At 69.6% G+C, this 17,080-nt stretch carries 16 protein-coding genes; 9 read left to right on the plus strand and 7 right to left on the minus strand.

The features are described 5' to 3' along the window. Positions 1 to 67: 67 nt before the first annotated feature. On the minus strand, positions 68 to 1,315 hold the full coding sequence (locus tag GZ998_RS10750; protein WP_161924785.1) for an aminoglycoside phosphotransferase family protein: 1,248 nt from the start codon (positions 1,313 to 1,315) through the stop codon (positions 68 to 70). Between the two features lie 135 nt (positions 1,316 to 1,450). On the opposite strand from GZ998_RS10750, the gene GZ998_RS10755 reads away from it, so the two are divergent. Beyond that, complete coding sequence (locus GZ998_RS10755) at positions 1,451 to 2,470, plus strand: adenosine deaminase (RefSeq protein WP_219109829.1); 1,020 nt, start codon at positions 1,451 to 1,453, stop codon at positions 2,468 to 2,470. 72 nt (positions 2,471 to 2,542) lie between these two features. On the opposite strand, the gene GZ998_RS10760 is transcribed toward GZ998_RS10755, so the two are convergent. Together GZ998_RS10760 and GZ998_RS10765 are read right to left on the minus strand one after the other, a co-directional pair. Continuing rightward, on the minus strand, positions 2,543 to 3,829 hold the full coding sequence (locus GZ998_RS10760) for a UDP-N-acetylmuramate dehydrogenase (RefSeq protein WP_374939208.1): 1,287 nt from the start codon (positions 3,827 to 3,829) through the stop codon (positions 2,543 to 2,545). A gap of 53 nt (positions 3,830 to 3,882) precedes the next feature. Continuing rightward, entirely contained in the window at positions 3,883 to 4,956 is a 1,074-nt protein-coding gene (locus tag GZ998_RS10765; protein WP_219109830.1) for an arabinan endo-1,5-alpha-L-arabinosidase, read from the minus strand. Positions 4,957 to 5,231: 275 nt separating this feature from the next. Between GZ998_RS10765 and GZ998_RS10770 the strand changes: the two genes are divergently transcribed. From GZ998_RS10770 to GZ998_RS10790, 5 genes are read left to right on the plus strand one after another with little or no spacing between them, the layout of a single operon-like run. Beyond that, positions 5,232 to 6,593: a sugar ABC transporter substrate-binding protein gene (locus tag GZ998_RS10770; protein ID WP_219109831.1), complete on the plus strand. Its 1,362-nt coding sequence runs from the start codon at positions 5,232 to 5,234 to the stop codon at positions 6,591 to 6,593. 59 nt (positions 6,594 to 6,652) lie between these two features. Beyond that, a complete protein-coding gene (locus GZ998_RS10775; RefSeq protein ID WP_161924788.1) occupies positions 6,653 to 7,603 on the plus strand; it encodes a carbohydrate ABC transporter permease in 951 nt (316 codons plus the stop codon). A gap of 7 nt (positions 7,604 to 7,610) precedes the next feature. Then, positions 7,611 to 8,489 carry a carbohydrate ABC transporter permease gene (locus GZ998_RS10780; RefSeq protein WP_202616201.1) on the plus strand — a complete coding sequence of 293 codons (879 nt, stop codon included), beginning with the start codon at positions 7,611 to 7,613 and terminating at the stop codon, positions 8,487 to 8,489. Between the two features lie 5 nt (positions 8,490 to 8,494). Then, on the plus strand, positions 8,495 to 9,790 hold the full coding sequence (locus GZ998_RS10785; RefSeq protein WP_219109832.1) for an arabinan endo-1,5-alpha-L-arabinosidase: 1,296 nt from the start codon (positions 8,495 to 8,497) through the stop codon (positions 9,788 to 9,790). An 11-nt stretch (positions 9,791 to 9,801) separates the two neighbouring features. After that, positions 9,802 to 10,452: a DUF624 domain-containing protein gene (locus GZ998_RS10790; protein ID WP_219109833.1), complete on the plus strand. Its 651-nt coding sequence runs from the start codon at positions 9,802 to 9,804 to the stop codon at positions 10,450 to 10,452. Between the two features lie 63 nt (positions 10,453 to 10,515). Here the strand turns inward: GZ998_RS10790 and GZ998_RS10795 are convergent, their stop codons facing one another. From GZ998_RS10795 to GZ998_RS10805, 3 genes are all read right to left on the minus strand, one after another. Next, positions 10,516 to 11,535 (minus strand): LacI family DNA-binding transcriptional regulator, encoded by a 1,020-nt coding sequence (locus GZ998_RS10795; RefSeq protein WP_161924791.1) that lies wholly within the window; start codon positions 11,533 to 11,535, stop codon positions 10,516 to 10,518. A gap of 68 nt (positions 11,536 to 11,603) precedes the next feature. Further along, the gene (locus GZ998_RS10800) at positions 11,604 to 11,702 is read right to left on the minus strand and encodes a 30S ribosomal protein bS22 (RefSeq protein ID WP_003792170.1); all 99 of its coding nucleotides are present in this window, start codon (positions 11,700 to 11,702) and stop codon (positions 11,604 to 11,606) included. Positions 11,703 to 11,898: 196 nt separating this feature from the next. Further along, entirely contained in the window at positions 11,899 to 12,141 is a 243-nt protein-coding gene (locus tag GZ998_RS10805; protein WP_161924792.1) for a helix-turn-helix domain-containing protein, read from the minus strand. Positions 12,142 to 12,595: 454 nt separating this feature from the next. Between GZ998_RS10805 and GZ998_RS10810 the strand changes: the two genes are divergently transcribed. Next, positions 12,596 to 14,002 carry a TrkH family potassium uptake protein gene (locus GZ998_RS10810; protein ID WP_237564408.1) on the plus strand — a complete coding sequence of 469 codons (1,407 nt, stop codon included), beginning with the start codon at positions 12,596 to 12,598 and terminating at the stop codon, positions 14,000 to 14,002. A gap of 11 nt (positions 14,003 to 14,013) precedes the next feature. Here GZ998_RS10810 and GZ998_RS10815 read toward each other — a convergent pair whose 3' ends face one another. Beyond that, positions 14,014 to 14,691 carry a TetR/AcrR family transcriptional regulator gene (locus GZ998_RS10815; protein WP_219109834.1) on the minus strand — a complete coding sequence of 226 codons (678 nt, stop codon included), beginning with the start codon at positions 14,689 to 14,691 and terminating at the stop codon, positions 14,014 to 14,016. Between the two features lie 137 nt (positions 14,692 to 14,828). Between GZ998_RS10815 and GZ998_RS10820 the strand changes: the two genes are divergently transcribed. Together GZ998_RS10820 and GZ998_RS10825 are read left to right on the plus strand one after the other, a co-directional pair. Continuing rightward, positions 14,829 to 16,019: an alpha/beta fold hydrolase gene (locus GZ998_RS10820; RefSeq protein WP_219109835.1), complete on the plus strand. Its 1,191-nt coding sequence runs from the start codon at positions 14,829 to 14,831 to the stop codon at positions 16,017 to 16,019. Positions 16,020 to 16,216: 197 nt separating this feature from the next. Continuing rightward, complete coding sequence (locus GZ998_RS10825) at positions 16,217 to 16,885, plus strand: TrkA family potassium uptake protein (RefSeq protein ID WP_161924794.1); 669 nt, start codon at positions 16,217 to 16,219, stop codon at positions 16,883 to 16,885. Positions 16,886 to 17,080 lie beyond the last annotated feature (195 nt).

The following is a 17,080-nucleotide window of genomic DNA, read 5'->3' on the forward strand; positions in this document are numbered from 1 at the left end:
AGCTCCGCCCGATGCTCCGCGGACCTGCGCCCAATAGTGGCGCGCGCAGCGACCGCCCAGTGAGTCCTCAGTGGGCGCCGCGACGCGCCTGGATCTCCCGCGCCTGGGCCAGCCAGGACTCGGCGCGCGCCAGCCGCCCCTCCGCGTCGGCGCGCCACGGGCCGCCGTCCTCCCGGCGCGCGCCGGCAACCAGCGACAGCACCACGCCGGCGCAGCGTGCGCGCAGGGCCACCGGGTCCACCTGCTGCTCCGCCAGGCGGGTCCAGGTCTCCAGGGCCGGCCGCAGGTGCGGGTAGGCGGCCGGCGCCAGGTGATCCAGGACGCTGACGTGCCCGAGCAGGCAGGCCAGGTCGTCAACGCGGCGCCCGGGCCCGAGGGAGTCGACATCGAGCAGGCTGGCAACGGCATCCCCCTCCATGAGCACATTGGCCTCATAGAAGTCGCCGTGGACGGGGACAACCGGGCCCGGATCGGAGGCCGCCATCAACTGCTCGACCCCCTCGGCGATCGCGCGGGTGCGGCCCACATGCTCCGGCAGGACGGTGGCGGCGGCATGCGCGTAGTGGCGGGCGCGCTCGGACCAGGCGGGGTGCGCGGCCAGCTGCAGCGCGGCCGCGGGCAGGGAGTCCAGCAGCCCGGTCAGGGCGTTGAACACCCGTACCGCCTGTGCCTCATCCATGCCGCGGGAGAGCAGCCCGGACAGGGCAACGCCCCTGCCAGTGGACAGCAGCACCAGGCCGTCCCGGTCATCGCGCAGCACGTCCGGCGCGGGCACGCCCGCGGCACGCAGCATGCGGTGCCGGTCAGCGAATGCCGCGGACTGGCTAGGACGCAGTACCTTGGCGTAGGCGGTGGTGGAGTCGGGATAGGTAACTCGCACCACCGCACGCCGGGTGGGCCGATAGGCGACCATGGTGGCCTTGACCGGGACACCCAGGCGCTGCGACAGCAGCGAAGGAGTGCAGGCTACCGCGAGCGCGGGCAGTTCCGGATCCGCCGGGTGCCGCCACACGTAGACGACCGGCCCGTCCCCGCCGGTGGGAGCCACCCGGGTCAGCCCGGCCGCCTGCGGATTGGACAGGCGGGCGGTGGTGGCGCACAGGTACTCGGTGGCGCGGCTGCCATCGGGGCGGGCAACTACGGCGGTGTAGCCGACCGAGACGCCGGCACCGGGTCGGTGGTGGACCGAATGGACCTCCCAGCTCATGAGCTGCTGGCCGGACGGCGCCAGTGCTGCTGCCAGCACGGAGGCCGCGCGCGCTCCGGTGAGCAGAGCGACCTCCCTGGGCTCATGGTCGGCCATGACGGTGCTCATGGGAACAGTCTGCCTTAATGCGCGCCAGGAATGACAGGATGCGCGCATGGATCGCGTGCTTGACCGCGCTCGACCGCGCGGGTGATCCCGGTCGGTCAGCGGCAAGCCCTCAGCGGGCAGTGGCACAATCCCGCCATGCGCGACCTAGCCGCCCTGCCCAAGGCGCACCTGCATCTGCACTTCACGGGCTCAATGCGTCTGGAGACGCTCATTGAGCTGGCGTCCGGCGCGGGCGCACGGCTACCGACCTCGTTCCTCGATGGTGACCCGCTGCACGTGCCTGCGGACCATCGTGGCTGGTTCCGCTTCCAGCGGGCCTACGACACGGCCCGCCACCTGGTGGTCACCGAGGAGATCATGCGCCGCATCGTGCTGGAGGCGGCGCTCGACGACGCCGCCGAGGGGTCGCGGCGCCTGGAGATCCAGGTGGACCCGACCTCCTACGCCCCGTACGTCGGCGGTATCACACCGGCGTTGGAGATCATCCTTGATGCCGCCAGGCAGGCGACCATCCTGTCCGGGGTGGAGGTGGCGGTGATTGTGGCCGCGTCCCGTATCCGGCACCCCCTGGACGCCCGCACGCTGGCACGGTTGGCGACGCGCTACGCCGGGGACGGGCCGGGTACCGTCATCGGCTTCGGGCTGTCCAACGACGAGCGGGCGGGCGTGACCTCCTCCTGGGGGCCGGCCTTCGCGATCGCCCGCCGCGCCGGCCTGGCCTCGCTCCCGCACGGCGGGGAGCTGCTGGGGCCCGAGCACGTGCGCGACGTCGTCTCCGCGCTCGGCCCGACCCGGCTGGGACACGGGATCCGCACCAGCGAGGACCCGGCACTGCTGGACGCGATCGTCGCAGCGGGCGTGAGCCTGGAGGTGTGTCCCGCGTCGAATGTGTGCCTGGGCGTGTACCGGGAACCCGGTGACGTGCCGCTGCCGGTGCTGCTAGAGCACGGCGCCCAGGTGGCGCTGGGAGCGGACGATCCCCTGCTGTTCCAGTCCCGGCTGGTGGACCAGTACCAGCTCGCCCGGGACCTGGGGCTGGATGACTGCGCGCTGGCGGAGCTTGCGCGCGGCTCCATCCGCGCCTCCTTGGCCTCGCCCGCCTCGAAGCAGGCGTGGCTGGCGCAGGTGGATGCCTGGCTGGCGGCGGACGAGTAAGCCTCTGGCCGCCTGCCCGATCCGCGTGCCGGGCGGCACGTGCGGGTGGTCGATCCCTGGGCCCGCCCGGACCTAGAAGCCGACGTGCACCGGCTCCGGCACGAGCGTGACCCCGAAGCGCTCGCGCACGCCGGTGACGACGGCGTCGCGCAGCCCGGTCAGGTCGGCGGCGCGGGCGTGACCGCGGTTGGTCAGGGCCAGCACGTGCTTGGTGGACAGGCTGGCGGTCGGCTCCGCCCCGGCGGTTGACAGGGCGAAGCCCTTGCCGAAGCCGGCGTGGTCGATCAGCCAGGCGGCGGAGGTCTTCACCAGCCCCTCGACGACGGGCGCCTGCCGGGTGCCCGCCACCGCCCGGGAGTGGTCGGTGACCGGGAAGCGGGGGGCGTCGTCAGGCAGGGCGTCGGCCTGGGCGGGGGTGAGGATCGGGTTGGTGAAGAAGGAGCCGGCGGACCAGGTGTCGTGGTCGGCCCCATCCAGGACCATGCCCTTGGAGCGGCGCAGTTCCAGCACGGCCTCGCGCACGGCGCGGGCATCCACCCTCTCGCCCACCTCGACGCCGAGGGTGTCTGCCAGCTGGGCGTAGGCGATGGGGGCGGACAGGGAGGCGCTGCGCACGGCGAAGGTCACCGCCAGCACCACCCAGCGGCCCGTTGGCCCCCAGGTGCGGCCGCCGCCGATGGCGGCGTCGCTCAGGGACCGCTTGAGGGCGGAATCCCGGTAGCTCAGGTGCAGGCGGGCCAGCGGCAGGTGGACGGGGCGGCCAGCGACCCGGTCCCAGGCGCGCACGGATGCGAGTAGCTCGGCTACCTCCGCCCCGTAGGCGCCGATGTTCTGCACCGGGGCGGCGCCGACGGTGCCGGGGATCCCGGACAGGGGCGCGAAGCCGCCCCACTGGTTGGCGATGGCCTCGCGCACCAGGTCGTCCCAGGTGGTGCCGGCGGTGGCGGTGAACTCCACGCCCCCGCAGCGGTCATCCGCGGATAGGTTCACCTCCTGGCGAGCGTCACGCACAACCATGCCGTCGAAGCCCGCGTCGGCGCCCAGGATGTTGGACCCGCCGCCGATCACCAGCAGGGGGGTGCCGGCGGCGTCGGCCTGGCGGACGGCGTCGATGAGCTCGGCCTCGGTGCGCGCCTCGACGTAGCCGCCAACTGGGCCGCCCACCCGCAGGGTGGTCAGCTCGGCCAGGGTCGGCGCGGCGTCGGCGTCCGCTCCCAGCGGGCGGGCCAGCGCCGGGACGGGCGCCGGCCAGTCGGCGGGGTCGGAATGCACGGACATGGGCGTGGTGCACGCCTCGGTGCCGGACAGCGGTTCGGGCGCGCTCAGGCCGAAGCGGCCGGCGTCGGGGGGTAGTGACATGGAGGCTCCGCTCGGGTCGTGCTTGCAGGAGCAGGATAGGCGACCGCCTGAGCTCAGGGTGCCGCCTGCGCAGGCGCGCTCAGCTCCTCGGTGCTCAGCAGGACCGGCCAGTCGTCGTCCCAGGCGAGCCGGCGCAGCGCCAGCGTGGCGGTGCCGCCGTTGTCGGCGTCGTAGTAGTGGTGGACCAGCCAGTCCCCGGCCACGGCTCCGCCCCCGGGGCCGATCATGCTCCCCCGGCTGCTCAGCAGTACCGTGCCGCCGCCATCGAGGAGCGACACCCCCGCCCGATCCAGATAGGGGCCGGTGACGGCCTCAGAACGACCGACCGCGGTCTCGTAGGTTGAGTCGGTTCCCCGGCAGCAGCTGCCGAAGGAGACGAACAGGTAGTACCACCCGTGGTGCCGGGCGAGGGCGGCCCCCTCCACGTCGTTCAGCGCGGTGCCGCGGTGGGCGAGCGGGATGGGCGCCGCGGCGGGGTCGGCTCGCAGTCCGTCCCGTCCGAGTTCGACGGCGAAGATCCCACCCCAGAAGGAGCCGAAGGCCATCCAGGTGCGCCCATCGGCATCGGTCAGGACGGAGGGGTCGATCGCGTTGTAGGGCTCGCCGTCGCCGGAGGTGATCACCACGCCGCGGTCCTCCCAGCCGGTCTGGGGATCGGCCGGCTCAAAGACGGAGTTGACCATCAGGCCGATTGCCGAGCGGGAGGAGCCGAATGTCGAGACCGCGTAGTACAGCCGGATCTCCTCGCCCACGCGGACGACGTCGGGGGCCCAGTAGTTCGTCAGCCCGGGTACCGTCTCGTGCGTCCAGGCGGGCTCGTCGGCCAGGCGCCACGCACCGGTTCGCTTGCCCCAAGTGGTGCCGCCATCCTCGCTGATGCGCACCAGGATGGCGCCGCCCGCGATGCTCGCATCCCCGGTGGAGAAGACCGCCAGCGGGTGGCCGTCCTCGTCCAGCAACAGGGCCGGGTCGTGCGCGACGAGGTCGCCGGCGAGCGTGGGCAGCTGCGCGGCCGGGCCGCGCTCGGCCTCGCCCGCGGCGTGCCTCGCGGCGCAACCGCCGGCGAGCCCGAGCACCGCCTGCGACGACAACAGGCTTCCTAGAGCAAGTAGGGAACGTCGGTTCATATTTGCTCCCGAAGCGGTTTGGGGAGCGGCGTGCGAGAGACCGGCTCCGGGTGGGCCCCACCGAACCAGTCGGGCCCGCAATGCCACACACCCCGTTGGTACATCGTTATAGACAATACTGCACGCGCCGCCGCAGCCTGTCAAGACCTGGCATTTTCCGCAGAATTCCAGCGCTATTTGTGGTGTTGACGTGCGGCCGGTCACATGCCATACTTTCTAACGTTGTAAATCGAGCGGGCCGACGATGCCCCACCTCTCCCGAACGGAGTTCTTCAATGATGAAGCACCAGCTGCTCAGCCGTCGCTCCTTCAACTCACTCGCCCTGGCCGCGGGCGCCCTGGCCGGGGCCTCCGCCCTGGCGGGCTGCTCCTCCTCGGACTCCTCCGCCTCCGGCACCCCGGAGCTGACCTACATGTTCCGCGGGGGCACGGATGAGAAGGCCGCCTACCAGACGGCCATCGACAACTTCTCCAAGGCCAACAACTGCACCGTCAAGGTCATCACCACCGACGCCGACCAGTACTCCACCAAGCTGCAGGCCGCCATCACAGGCAACCAGGTTCCCGACGTCTTCTACCTGGAGCAGGGATCGGTCATGTCCTTCGCCTCCAACGGCATCGTCATGGACATCACCGACATGCTCGGCGACGTCGACCTGGACAACATCTGGGCCTACGGCGTGGACTCCTACCGCTACGACGGCACCCAGGTGGGCAAGGGCCGGATCTACGGCCTGCCCAAGGATGTCGGTCCGTTCGCCTTCGGCTACAACAAGACCATGTTCGAGGCGGCCGGGCTCGAGCTGCCCGACAAGGATGTGCCCTACACCTGGGACGAGTTCGTCGACGTGTGCCAGCAGCTCACCCAGGACACCGACGGCGACGGCGAGCTCGACCAGTGGGGCACGGGCCTGAACGTCAACTGGTGCCTACAGGCCTTCGTGTGGTCCAACGGCGCCGACTGGTGCAACGAGGAGCACACCACGGTCACGGTCGACACCCCGGAGTTCGCCGAGGCGCTGCAGTTCTTCGCGGACATGCAGAACGTGTACGGCATCACCCCTTCCATCGCCCAGGCCCAGACCATGGACACCTACCAGCGCTGGATGCGCGGCCAGATCGGCTTCTTCCCCGTCGGCCCCTGGGACGTGTCCACATACCAGGAGTTGGACTTCGAGTGGGACCTGATCCCCTTCCCCGCCGGCAAGACCGGCAAGCCGTCCACCTACATCGGCTCGCTGGGCATCGCCGTCTCCACGGGCACGAAGTACCCTGAGCTCGCCGCCAAGCTGGTCGCCTACCTCTCGGCCGACCGCGACTGCCAGAAGCAGCTGGTGGAGGCGGGGATCCAGATCCCCAACCTGATCGACTACGCCAAGGACGAGTACGCCACCGACACCGAGACGGCGCCGGCCAACAAGGAGGAGTTTCTCCAGATCGTGGAGACCGACGGTCACGCCCTGCCGGGCGCGGTCACCTGGAGCCCCGAGTGGTACGACGAGTTCTTCACCAACATCCAGCCGGTGCTGGACGGGGACAAGACCGCCGCGGAGTACTGCGCGGAGGTACAGCCCGTCATGCAGGCAAAGCTCGACGCCGCCGTCGAGGCCGCCAAGCAGGCTCAGGCCGGCGCCTGATTCGCACCCACTGGGGCGGGTGGAAACGCCCGCCCCAGCGCCAACCCGGAGTTTGCACCATGTCCTCCACGTCCCCTGCTACGACCGCGCCCGCACGGCCGGTCACGGCGGCCGCCGCGCCGCAGCGCAAGTCCACGCTGCACCGCAGTGAGCACCGCTGGGCGGCGGCCTTCGTGGCCGCCCCCGTAATCGGCTTCCTGCTGTTCACCCTCTTTCCGCTGAGTTATTCCGTCTACGCCTCGTTCACTTCATGGAACGGGCTATCCGCCCCTCGCTTCATCGGGCTGGACAACTTCATCGCCATCGGCTCCGACCCCTACTTCCGCAAGACGCTGTTCAACACGTTCTTCTACATGCTCGGTATTCCGATCGGCCTGGTCCTGTCGCTGCTGCTGGCCATGGCGCTGAGCCGGAAGCTGCCGGGGCGGACCTTCTTCCGCACGGTCTACTACATCCCGGTGATCTCCTCGCTCGCGGCCATCGCAATTCTGTGGCAGTGGGCCTACAACGGCGACTACGGCCTGGTCAACCAGGTGCTGCACCTCTTCGGCATCCAGGGCCCCAACTGGCTCCAGGACACCGCGACGGTGAAACCGGCGATCATCATCATGTCCGTCTGGAAGGGCCTGGGCTACTCCATGCTGCTGTACCTGGCCGCCATCCAGTCGGTGCCGAAGTCGCTGTACGAGGCGGCCGAGCTCGACGGCGCCGGGTCGCTGCGCAAATTCACCTCGATCACGCTGCCGATGGTGCGCCCCGTGACCTTCTTCCTGATCGTCACCAACATCATCAACGGATCCCAGATGTTCACCGAGATCAACATCATGACCCCCACCGGCGGCCCCGAGTACTCCGCCGCAACCATCGTCTGGTACATCTGGCAGAAGGCCTTTAAGAACCTGCAGATGGGCTACGCGACCTCAATGGCGCTCGTGCTAGGGGTGCTCATCTTCATTATCACGGCGATCCAGATGCGCATGAACGCGCGCAACGCGTTCAGCGTCGAATGAGGCGACCATGCAGACTCTCAAGCAGACCCGTAGCCGGACCCCCATGAAGGCCAGGACCCGCTACACCATCACCAATATCTGGATCACCGTCCTACTGGCCATCGGCGCGGTTGTCATGATCGCTCCGCTGCTGTGGATGCTCACCACCTCCCTGAAGGACAAGGAGGGCGTCTTCGCGCTCCCGCCGGAGTGGATTCCCAACCCGGCGCACTGGGACACATACCTACGCATCTGGACCGAGGGGCCGCTGGCCAGCGGCATCAAGAACAGCCTCATCGTCTCCCTGTCGGTGACGGTCGTCGGCTCCTTCGTCTCGGCACTGGCCGCATTCGCCTTCGCCAAGATGCGGCTGCCCGGGAAGAACGGGCTGTTCCTGCTGCTGCTGTCCGGAATGATGATTCCCTTCCCGACGCTCATGATCCCGCAGTTCATGATGTTCTCCCGGATCGGCTGGGTGGACACCCTGCTGCCACTGATCGTGCCGGGCATGTTCGGCAACATCATGATGATCTTCTTCCTGCGCCAGTACCTGACCTCCACCCCGGACTCGCTGATCGAGGCGGCCCGGGTTGACGGGGCCTCCTTCCCGCAGATCTTCTTCCGCATGATCCTGCCGCTGATCCGCCCCGCGATCGCCGCCCAGTTCATCTTGTGGTTCATGGGCGTGTGGAACGACTACCTGGCGCCAACGATCTACCTCAACAGCCCCGAGAAGCTGACGCTGCAGCTGGTGATCGCCAATTTCAACTCCAACTACGCCATCCAGTCCGACTACCCACTGATCATGGCGGCCTCCATCGTCGCACTGCTGCCGATCTTCGTGATCTTCCTGGTCTTCCAGCGCCAGATCATTGAGTCCGTCGCACTGACCGGGACGAAGGCATGAGGCCGATGGATAGCAACGCGCAAGCCCGCCCGGTCCCCTCGCCCGCGCCGACTGCGACGCCCGTAACCGCCTACGCGCCCGGTACCGGGGCCGATCCCGGCGCCTGGGGTGCCCACGACCCCACGGTCATCCGCTCCCGCGACGGCCGCTACTACATGTTCTCCACGGACACCGAGGTCGCAGGATCACCCGGGGTCGGCGTACAGGTTCGCCGCTCCGATAACCTGCTGCACTGGCAGTGGGTGGGGCACGCCTTCGACGGGGTGCCTGCCTCGGCCGAGCAGTGGTCCGGGGCGCAGGGCATCTGGGCGCCCGACGTCGTCGAGCGCGACGGCGAGTACCGCATGTACTACTCCGCCTCCACCTTCGGCTCGCGGCGCTCGTGCATCAACCTGGCGGTGTCCGCGAGCCTGGAGGGCCCCTGGACGGACCTGGGACCGGTGGTGCGCACGCGCGCCGAGGACCCGGTCAATGCCATCGATGCCGCAATCGTGCGCACCGCAGAGGGAACGGATCTGATGCTCTACGGTTCCTTCTTCGGCGGACTGCGGCTAATCGCCCTGGATGAGCGGGGCCTGCCCCGCCGGCCGGGCGACCTGGGCGTACCGGTCAGCCGGCGCACCACCGCGCACAACGGCCCCATTGAGGGCTCGCACATGTGGTACGACGCGGAGACCGGGCGCTACCTGCTGATTTGCTCCTTCGACTCGCTGTTCGACACCTACAACATCCGGGCCGCGCGTTCCGAGCACCCCGAGGGGCCGTTCCTCGATGCGGCCGGCCGCCGTCTGGGCTCCCAGGAGGGTGACATCGTGGACGGCGGCACCAAGATCCTCGGCTCCCTGGTAACCACTTCGGGCGAGACGGAGCTGGCCCCCGGGCACTCCAACCACCTGGTGACCCCGGACGGCATGCTCTTGGTCCACCACGTCCGTACCGGCGCCGATCCCGAGCGCCACCGGGCGCAGCTGCGCCGCATGGCGCTGACCTCCGCCGGCTGGCCGGTGGTGAGCCCCGTCGAGTACGACGCGCTCCCCCTGCTGCCTTTGGATGGGGCCGCCCTGGACGGCCCGTGGCGGGTGTGGCGGATGGACACCGGCTCCACGCGCCCCGCAACGCCGTCCGCGCATGCGGTGCACTTGGGCGCCCTGCTCCCGACGCCCGCGGAACAGGGCGGCGCCCGGGCCACCCTGGACGTCGATGGCCGAGCCGTCGACGCCGTCGTCTGGCGCACCCAGGCCTCTACCGCCTTCGCGGGACTGGAGAGAGACGAGGTCGTGCTGGGAGTCCGGGCGGAATGAGGCAACGCCGCATGCAACCGGTCGACGACGCCGACATCGACCTGCCGGGGTGGGGCGGCACCGTCATGGGCTGGCTGCGCGTTGCCACCCAGCTGGTGACGCTGAACATACTGTGGTGGCTCGGTCTTCTCGCCGGGCTGGTGGTATGCGGTGCACTTCCTGCCGGCTGCGCCGTGCACGAGCTTTCGCGGCGCAGCCGCCGGGACCCGTCCATGCATCTGTGGCGCGACTTCTGGCGGATCTACCGGGGGACCTTCCGGCCCGCGGCGGGCGTGGGCGCGCCGCTGGTCGCCGCGATCCTGCTGGGCGCCGCAGACCTGGTCATCCTGTGGTACGCCCGCGGCGCGCTGGTGGCACTGCTGGTACCCGTCATCGTCATCTGCGGCATGTGCGTGGTGGTGGCGTGCTACACCATCCCGCTGCTGGGAGCCGCCAGGGGCCTCAGGCCGCGGGAGACGCTACGGCGGGCAGCGGGGGTCGCTGTGGCCTCACCACTCACGACCACTGCCATGGTGGTCACGGCCACGGCCGCCGGGGCGGTGGCCTGGTGCTGGCCGCTGTTGGCGGTCCTGGTTGGGGTGAGCCTCCCGCTGGCGGCGATGACACTGCTTGCCCGGGAGCGGCTGCTGCGCACCGGGGTACTCGCCGATCCGCCGGCGTAGCCGCAGCCGGGTCACGCCGCAGCGCCGCCGTCCCCCGCCGGTCGCCGACCGCGAGGGGCTTAGCTACAACGCCGTCGACTGCCGCTGGACGAGCCGGAAGGGCGCCACCTCGTTGCGGTAGGAGGCCGGCGGGCGACCGGCCTGCTGCTCCTCAATCCGCTCAACCAGCAGGTCCACGGCGCGCTGGGCGATCCAACCCGGGCCGGGATCGATAGTGCTCAGCGATGGCTGGGTGTACTGGCCGTCCTCGACGTTGTCGAAGCCGATCACGGCCACCTCCTCCGGGACCTGAATGCCGGCGACGGCCAGCTCGTGAAGCACGCCGATGGCCATGGCGTCATTGAGGGCGAAGACCGCATCGAAGGGAAGCTCCTGCGCGATCAGGCGGCGTGCGGCCTCCGCCCCGCTGGCCCGGTGCCACAGGCCCGCCTCCCGCACCAGCCGCTCGTCCACCGCGAGCCCGGCCTGCGCATGCGCCTGGCGGTAGCCGGCCTCGCGCAGCCCGGCCGAGCCGACGACCTCCCCCGCATGCGCACCGATCAGCGCAATCCGCCTGCGCCCCAGCTCCAGTAGGTGCTTGGTGGCAACGCACGCCGCCTCGGTGTTGGCCATGGTCACATGGTCTGCGGGGGCACCGAAGACCCGCTCCCCCAGCAGTACCAGCGGGTAGTCGACGTGGAACTGGGCGATGTCATCCTGCCCCAGCTCAAGCGGGCTGAACAGCAGGCCGTCAAACAGGTGCCGGCGGGAGTCGTGCAGTACCCGCAGCTCACGCTCCTTGTCGGAGTTCGTCTGCTCGATCAGCACCGTGCGGTTGTACTTCTCGGCGGCGGCAATCACCGCGTCGGCAAGCTCCGCGAAGTAGGCGAGCTTGAGTTCGGGGACTGCCAGGCAGACGAGTCCGGTGGAGCCACGCCGCAGGTTGCGCGCCGACTGATTGACCTTGTACCCGAGCTTGTCGATGGCATCGAGAACTTTGGTGCGCGTGGACTCGCGCACGTGCGGGTAGTCGTTAACGACGTTTGAGACGGTCTTGACCGAAACCCCAGCCAGACGGGCGACGTCGTGCATGGTCACGGCCATGTGGTGCTCCTATGCGGTGCGGCTGGGAACGTTTGTGCCCGGGGAACAGGCCCCGGGCACAGTTGGCTTCACTTCTTGTTGCGACGCTGGTGGCGCGTCTTGCGCAGCAGCTTGCGGTGCTTCTTCTTGGCCATACGCTTGCGGCGCTTCTTGATGACAGATCCCATTGAGGCTCCTTCGATGTTTGTTCGTGCCGGCCTGCTCGCGCGGCCGGCGGCGCCGGCGCGTAACTGAACGAGCGTGGTGGCCGAGCAACGGGCGGGTCAGCACTTCGAGGAGTCGCCGGTCAAAGGCTTGACAGTCGAGCGGAGCACCGACAGGCCGCACCCGACCACACGGGTGACGAAGGGATTGTAGCGGGTCTCAGGAACCGGTCGACGCAGAGTCCTCGTGGCCCCAGTCACCCAGGCCGGCCGCAAGGTACTGCTGGACCGCGCGCTCAGGAACCCGGAAGGAGCGTCCAACCTGCATGGCGGGCAGGTCACCGGAGTGGACCATGCGGTAGACCGTCATCTTCGACACGCGCAGCATGGCCGCCACCTCCGCCACGGTCAGGAAACTGGGGGCGCCTGCGGCGCTTGGTGAAGTCGAGGTGCCCGATGCCATGGCGGTGGTGTCCTGTCGTCAGGTCGTAGTGGACGCGAGGGGCCGGGCCGTACACGACCCCATGCGATTACGGAACGACTCCAATATAACCCGTGTCTCAACCGTCGCACAGGCTCTTTCCTCCCCCATTTGTCACGCGCGCCGCATCTCACACACCCGACACTCCCTGACGAGCCCCCGACGCGACGCGGCCCCGCGGCGCACAGCCCGGCAGTACCCGCCGCCGCACCTGATGGCCCACAATGACCCTGTGTCCTCAGCCATGAGCCCCGACTTCGAACCGCACCCCACTGCGCCCCCAGTCCGGCGCCAGGCGCGGACCGGAAACGGGGACGGGCCGGAGGCAACCGCCCGGCACCACGCCAGACCCGCTGCCCGCGCCGCAGCGGCCCACGCAGCCATGATGGGGACCGCCGAGCCCACCGACCCACTGGACCCGGAAGGGCCGGGCGCGATGGCACGCGAGCTGGCGGCCCCAGAGGACGCCACCGGCATACGCGGCCTGCTGGCACGCCTGGGACTGCGCAACCGCTTCGAGCGCGTGGCCCGGTTCTCCCCCGCACGCCTGGCCATCACCGTGTTCGCCATCATCGTCGCGGGGATTGCGGCTCTGCTCAGCCTGCCGATCGCCACGGCGAGCGGGCAGCGCGCCCCCTTCGTGGACGCCCTGTTCACGGCGACGTCGGCCGTATGCGTGACCGGGCTGACCACCGTGGACACCGCCACCTACTGGTCAACATTCGGGCAGCTGGTCATCATCACCGGCGCCGCGATCGGCGGCCTGGGCATCATGACGATGGCCTCGCTGCTGTCCTTCGCCGTGTCCCGCCACCTGGGACTGACGCAGCGCATGCTCACCGCCTCGGAGAACATGGCGGGGCTGGGCGACGTCATCTCACTGCTGCGCGCAGTCGCCTACGCAGCCTTCGGCGTCGAGGCGGTGCTGATGGCGGTGCTGCTTCCCCGCTTCCTCACGCTGGGGCTCGACTTCGGGCACGCCGCCTGGTACGCGTTCTTCATGGCGCTGTCCATCTTCAACAACGCCGGCTTCGTAGTCATGCCTGAGGGGCTGGCGCCCTATGCCAGCGACTGGTGGATGGGACTGCCGATCGTACTGGGCACCTTCCTGGGCGCCATCGGCTTCCCGGTGATCCGCGACGTGGCGCGCAACCGCCGTCGTCCCCGCCAATTGACCCTGCACAGCAAGCTGACACTGACCACCTACACCGCGCTCAGCGCCTTCTCCGCCGTGGCCATCGGCGCCTTCGAGTGGAACAACCCCAACACCTACGGGACGCTGTCCACCGGCGGGAAGCTTCTGACCGCACTGGTGAACAGCGTCAACGCCCGTTCCTCCGGGCTGTCAACGATTGCGCCGGAGCACATGCACGAGTCGACCTGGCTGCTGCAGGACGCACTCATGTTCGTCGGCGGCGGCTCGGCCTCCACGGCCGGCGGCATCAAGGTGTCCACCTTCGCGGTGCTGGTGCTGGCAATTCTGGCCGAGGCGCGCGGCGACCAGGACATCGAGGCCTTCGGGCGGCGCATCACCCTCTCAACCGTGCGCCTGAGCGTGGCAGTGTCATTCATCGGTGTCAGCATCGTCGGCATCTCCTCCCTGCTGCTGCTGGAGCTGACCGACTTAACCCTGGACCGCATCCTGTTCGAGGCGATCAGCGCCTTCGCCACCGTGGGCCTGTCCACGGGGATTACCCCGATCCTGCCGCCGAGCGCGAAGTACGTCATCATCGTGCTGATGTTCATCGGTCGCGTAGGCACGATGACGGCGGCCTCCGCGCTCGCACTGCGCGAGCGCCGCCGGGTGATCCGCATGCCCGCAGAGCGGCCCCTGATCGGCTGACTCGGCCCCCGTCAGCCACCCATCATGCCGGCCAGGGCATGCGCGGTGGCGGTGACGTCGTCGTGCCAGCCGGGCTCGCCGACGACGGCTCTCCGTACCAGCAGGCCCATGGCGGCGTTGTGCACGACCGCAGCCACCGCCTCCGCATCGAGGTTCCGGGCGATGTCTCCGCGTGCCTGCCACCGCCGGAGCGCACCGACGATCTCGGCACGCAACCGGACATAGTGCTCGGCATTGGCGGCGCGCAGATCCGGCTGGCGCGCCAGCTCGGCCCAGATGGCGACCTGGAGCTCGACGCGCGCTACTGCGCGAGCCCCCGCCTGAGCCGCCTCGCCGCCGCAGCCCTGTCCCGTAGCGCCGGGACTACCGTCGGCGGCCTCCCGCTTGTACCTCCAGGCCATCTCGACGGCGTCGACGAAAGCGGACTCAAATGGGGGGAGCTCCCCCGCGGCGGGCAGCCCCGCCATCCAGTCCACCACGGGGTTGATCGCCTGTCCGAGCACAGCCCGGACCAAGGACTCCTTCCCCTGGGGAAAGTACCGGTAGACGGTGGAGGAGGACATGCCGGCCTCGGCGATGATTTCGTCCATTGAGGCGCCGTCGAAGCCGCTGCGGGAAAAGCAGGCCTCCGCCGCCGCCACGATTCGGGCGGTCTGGCGGTCCCGGTAGGACTGAGTGACGCGGGGCATGGGGCCAGGATATGCGCGCCGGTACAGCCCCGCCCGCCCTAGGCCCAAGCCAAATCAAAACGAATGTTTTGATTTGGCGGGAACAGCTGCTAGCCTTCCACACCAAACAGAAACGTTCGTTGTTGCTAGGAGGGCAGTTGAACACTTTGCACGCATTCGACCTTGACATCCCGCCCCTGGGCGCGCAGGCGCTTCCGGCCGCCACCGACCACGCCTTCCAGGCGCTGCGCTGGGCCGAGCTGATTGGTCCCCACGCGATCGAGGAGATCCGCGCGCTGTCACCGCTACCAAGCACAAATGCCGGCTGGGTTGAGGCGTACCTGCACCTCGGTCGGGCCGCCCGCGCGGCCGACCGGCAGTTCGATGCCGCCATCTACGAGCGTGCAGCCCAGTTCTTCATGGTGGGCGACGACCCGCGCTGCCTTCCCACCCGGCACCGCTTCGTGAGCACCATGCGGCGCCTGTTCGCGCTCAGCCCCGTGCGAGTAAGCTGCGACGGCGCCGATCTCCCCGCCTACGACCTGCCCGCTCAGGGTTTGGCGCCGGGCGAGGAGCCTCGCAGCACCTGGGTGCTCTTCGGCGGGTTCGACTCCTACATTGAGGAGTGGTTCCCGCTGCTGGCCGCGATCGCACAGCGGGGGCATCGCGTGATCGCCTTCGAGGGCCCCGGTCAGGGCGAGGTCCTGGAGGAGCAGGGCGTGCCGCTCACGGTGGAGTGGGAGCGGCCGGTGTCGGCGGTCCTGGACCACTTCGGGCTCCAGGAAGTCACGCTGGTTGGCCTGTCCCTGGGTGGAGAGTTGGCGATCCGGGCCGCCGCCTTCGAACCGCGAGCCGCGCGTGTGGTGGCCTGGGACGTCATGGACGACTTCCTCGACGTCGCCATGCGGCAGGCGGCGCCCGTGCCGTCGCGCTTGGGCCGGGTGCTGGCCGGGCTACCGGGCGGCATGGTGAATCGCCTGCTCGCCTTGGCAGGTAGGCACTCCGTCGTCCAGTGGGGGCTGGAGCAGGGGATGCGGGTAACCGGCACCGACTCCCCGGCACAGTTCCTGCGCTTCGCCGGGCGGCTGCACACCCGCGAGGTTTCCGCGCAGGTGCGCGGAGACGTGCGGCTGCTCGCCGGGGCGCAGGACCACTACGTTCCCCTGGCCCAGCTGCCCCGGCAGGTGCGCACCCTGACCGGTGCTCGCTCGGTGACCACCCGCGTGTTCACCGCGGCAGAGGGCTGTGCCTCCCACTGCCAGGTAGGCAACCTGGGCCTGGCGGTGCGCACCATCCTCGCTTGGGAGGAGCCGCTGCTGCCCCGGGCGGCGGCGCCTCAAGCCGTCTGAGAGCCGTCCGGGCAGGGCTCGGCGCATTACCGGCTCCGCACCTAATCGGATTTGACCGGCCTCGGCACGTAACTTCTACCGACCTCGGCGGAGGGGACTACCGTTGGGTGCGGTGCCCGGCCGGTGACGTCAGCCGAGCACCGCTCGCTATCATCCGCCGAGTATCCACACATCGCCATTATCGCCATTGAGGACTCATGCCTGACCGCTCCGCCTACAACGACTCGACCCTGGTGATCGGGCTCGGCCGCTTCGGCTCGGCCATGGCCGCCACCCTGGACCGCCTGGGCCGGGAGGTCCTGGCCGTCGAGCGGGACCCCGTCCTCGTGCGCCAGTGGACCGGACGTATCCCGCTGGTGGAGGCGGACGCCACCGATATGGAGGCCCTCGAGCAGCTGGGGGCCACCGAGTTCGGCACAGCCGTGGTGGGCGTGGCCACCTCCCTGGAGGCCAGCGTGCTGATCACCGGCAACCTGGTGGACTTGCAGACCCCGCAGATCTGGGCGAAGGCCGTCTCCCGCGCGCACGGCCGTATCCTGCGCCGCATCGGCGCCCACCACGTGGTCTACCCGGAGTTCGACGCCGGGCAGCGCGCCGCCCACCTGGTATCCGGCCGCATGCTGGACTACATCGAGATGGAGAAGGGCGGCTTCACCATCGTCAAGATGCGCCCGCCGGCCGAGCTGCACGGCTTCACCATCGGCGAGTCCAAGATCCGCTCCCGCTACGGCGTGACCGTCTTCGGCCTGATGAGCCCGGGAGAGCCCTTCGAGTACGCCACCCCCGCCACCCTGGTCTCCCCCGACGACGTCCTAGTGGTCGGCGGAGACGCCATGCTCCTGGAGCGCTTCGCCAACCGCGGCTGACCCGAGTAGGTCGCCAGGCGGCCGGAGAATGCCGCGACGCCGCCGGCACGCGCATGCCCGGGCGACGGTTCGGCACTTCGCATGACGGTTCGGCACTTGGCACCAACGGTTCGTACCTTTCGGTGACGCTACGTACCCCTACCGTACTGTGATGTCTCATGACTTCTGGGACTGTTGGATCTCATGACATCTGGG

It is taken from the genome of Actinomyces sp. 594 (assembly GCF_019325145.1).
GTDB lineage: Bacteria > Actinomycetota > Actinomycetes > Actinomycetales > Actinomycetaceae > Actinomyces.

Excerpts from the sequence above, each read along its gene's own strand:
- GZ998_RS10750 (WP_161924785.1), bottom strand. The coding sequence starts at position 1,315 with ATGAGCACCGTCATGGCCGACCATGAGCCCAGGGAGGTCGCTCTGCTC.
- GZ998_RS10755 (WP_219109829.1), top strand. The coding sequence starts at position 1,451 with ATGCGCGACCTAGCCGCCCTGCCCAAGGCGCACCTGCATCTGCACTTC.
- GZ998_RS10760 (WP_374939208.1), bottom strand. The coding sequence starts at position 3,829 with ATGTCACTACCCCCCGACGCCGGCCGCTTCGGCCTGAGCGCGCCCGAA.
- GZ998_RS10765 (WP_219109830.1), bottom strand. The coding sequence starts at position 4,956 with ATGAACCGACGTTCCCTACTTGCTCTAGGAAGCCTGTTGTCGTCGCAG.
- GZ998_RS10770 (WP_219109831.1), top strand. The coding sequence starts at position 5,232 with ATGATGAAGCACCAGCTGCTCAGCCGTCGCTCCTTCAACTCACTCGCC.
- GZ998_RS10775 (WP_161924788.1), top strand. The coding sequence starts at position 6,653 with ATGTCCTCCACGTCCCCTGCTACGACCGCGCCCGCACGGCCGGTCACG.
- GZ998_RS10780 (WP_202616201.1), top strand. The coding sequence starts at position 7,611 with ATGCAGACTCTCAAGCAGACCCGTAGCCGGACCCCCATGAAGGCCAGG.
- GZ998_RS10785 (WP_219109832.1), top strand. The coding sequence starts at position 8,495 with ATGGATAGCAACGCGCAAGCCCGCCCGGTCCCCTCGCCCGCGCCGACT.
- GZ998_RS10790 (WP_219109833.1), top strand. The coding sequence starts at position 9,802 with ATGCAACCGGTCGACGACGCCGACATCGACCTGCCGGGGTGGGGCGGC.
- GZ998_RS10795 (WP_161924791.1), bottom strand. The coding sequence starts at position 11,535 with ATGGCCGTGACCATGCACGACGTCGCCCGTCTGGCTGGGGTTTCGGTC.
- GZ998_RS10800 (WP_003792170.1), bottom strand. The coding sequence starts at position 11,702 with ATGGGATCTGTCATCAAGAAGCGCCGCAAGCGTATGGCCAAGAAGAAG.
- GZ998_RS10805 (WP_161924792.1), bottom strand. The coding sequence starts at position 12,141 with ATGGCATCGGGCACCTCGACTTCACCAAGCGCCGCAGGCGCCCCCAGT.
- GZ998_RS10810 (WP_237564408.1), top strand. The coding sequence starts at position 12,596 with ATGGCACGCGAGCTGGCGGCCCCAGAGGACGCCACCGGCATACGCGGC.
- GZ998_RS10815 (WP_219109834.1), bottom strand. The coding sequence starts at position 14,691 with ATGCCCCGCGTCACTCAGTCCTACCGGGACCGCCAGACCGCCCGAATC.
- GZ998_RS10825 (WP_161924794.1), top strand. The coding sequence starts at position 16,217 with ATGCCTGACCGCTCCGCCTACAACGACTCGACCCTGGTGATCGGGCTC.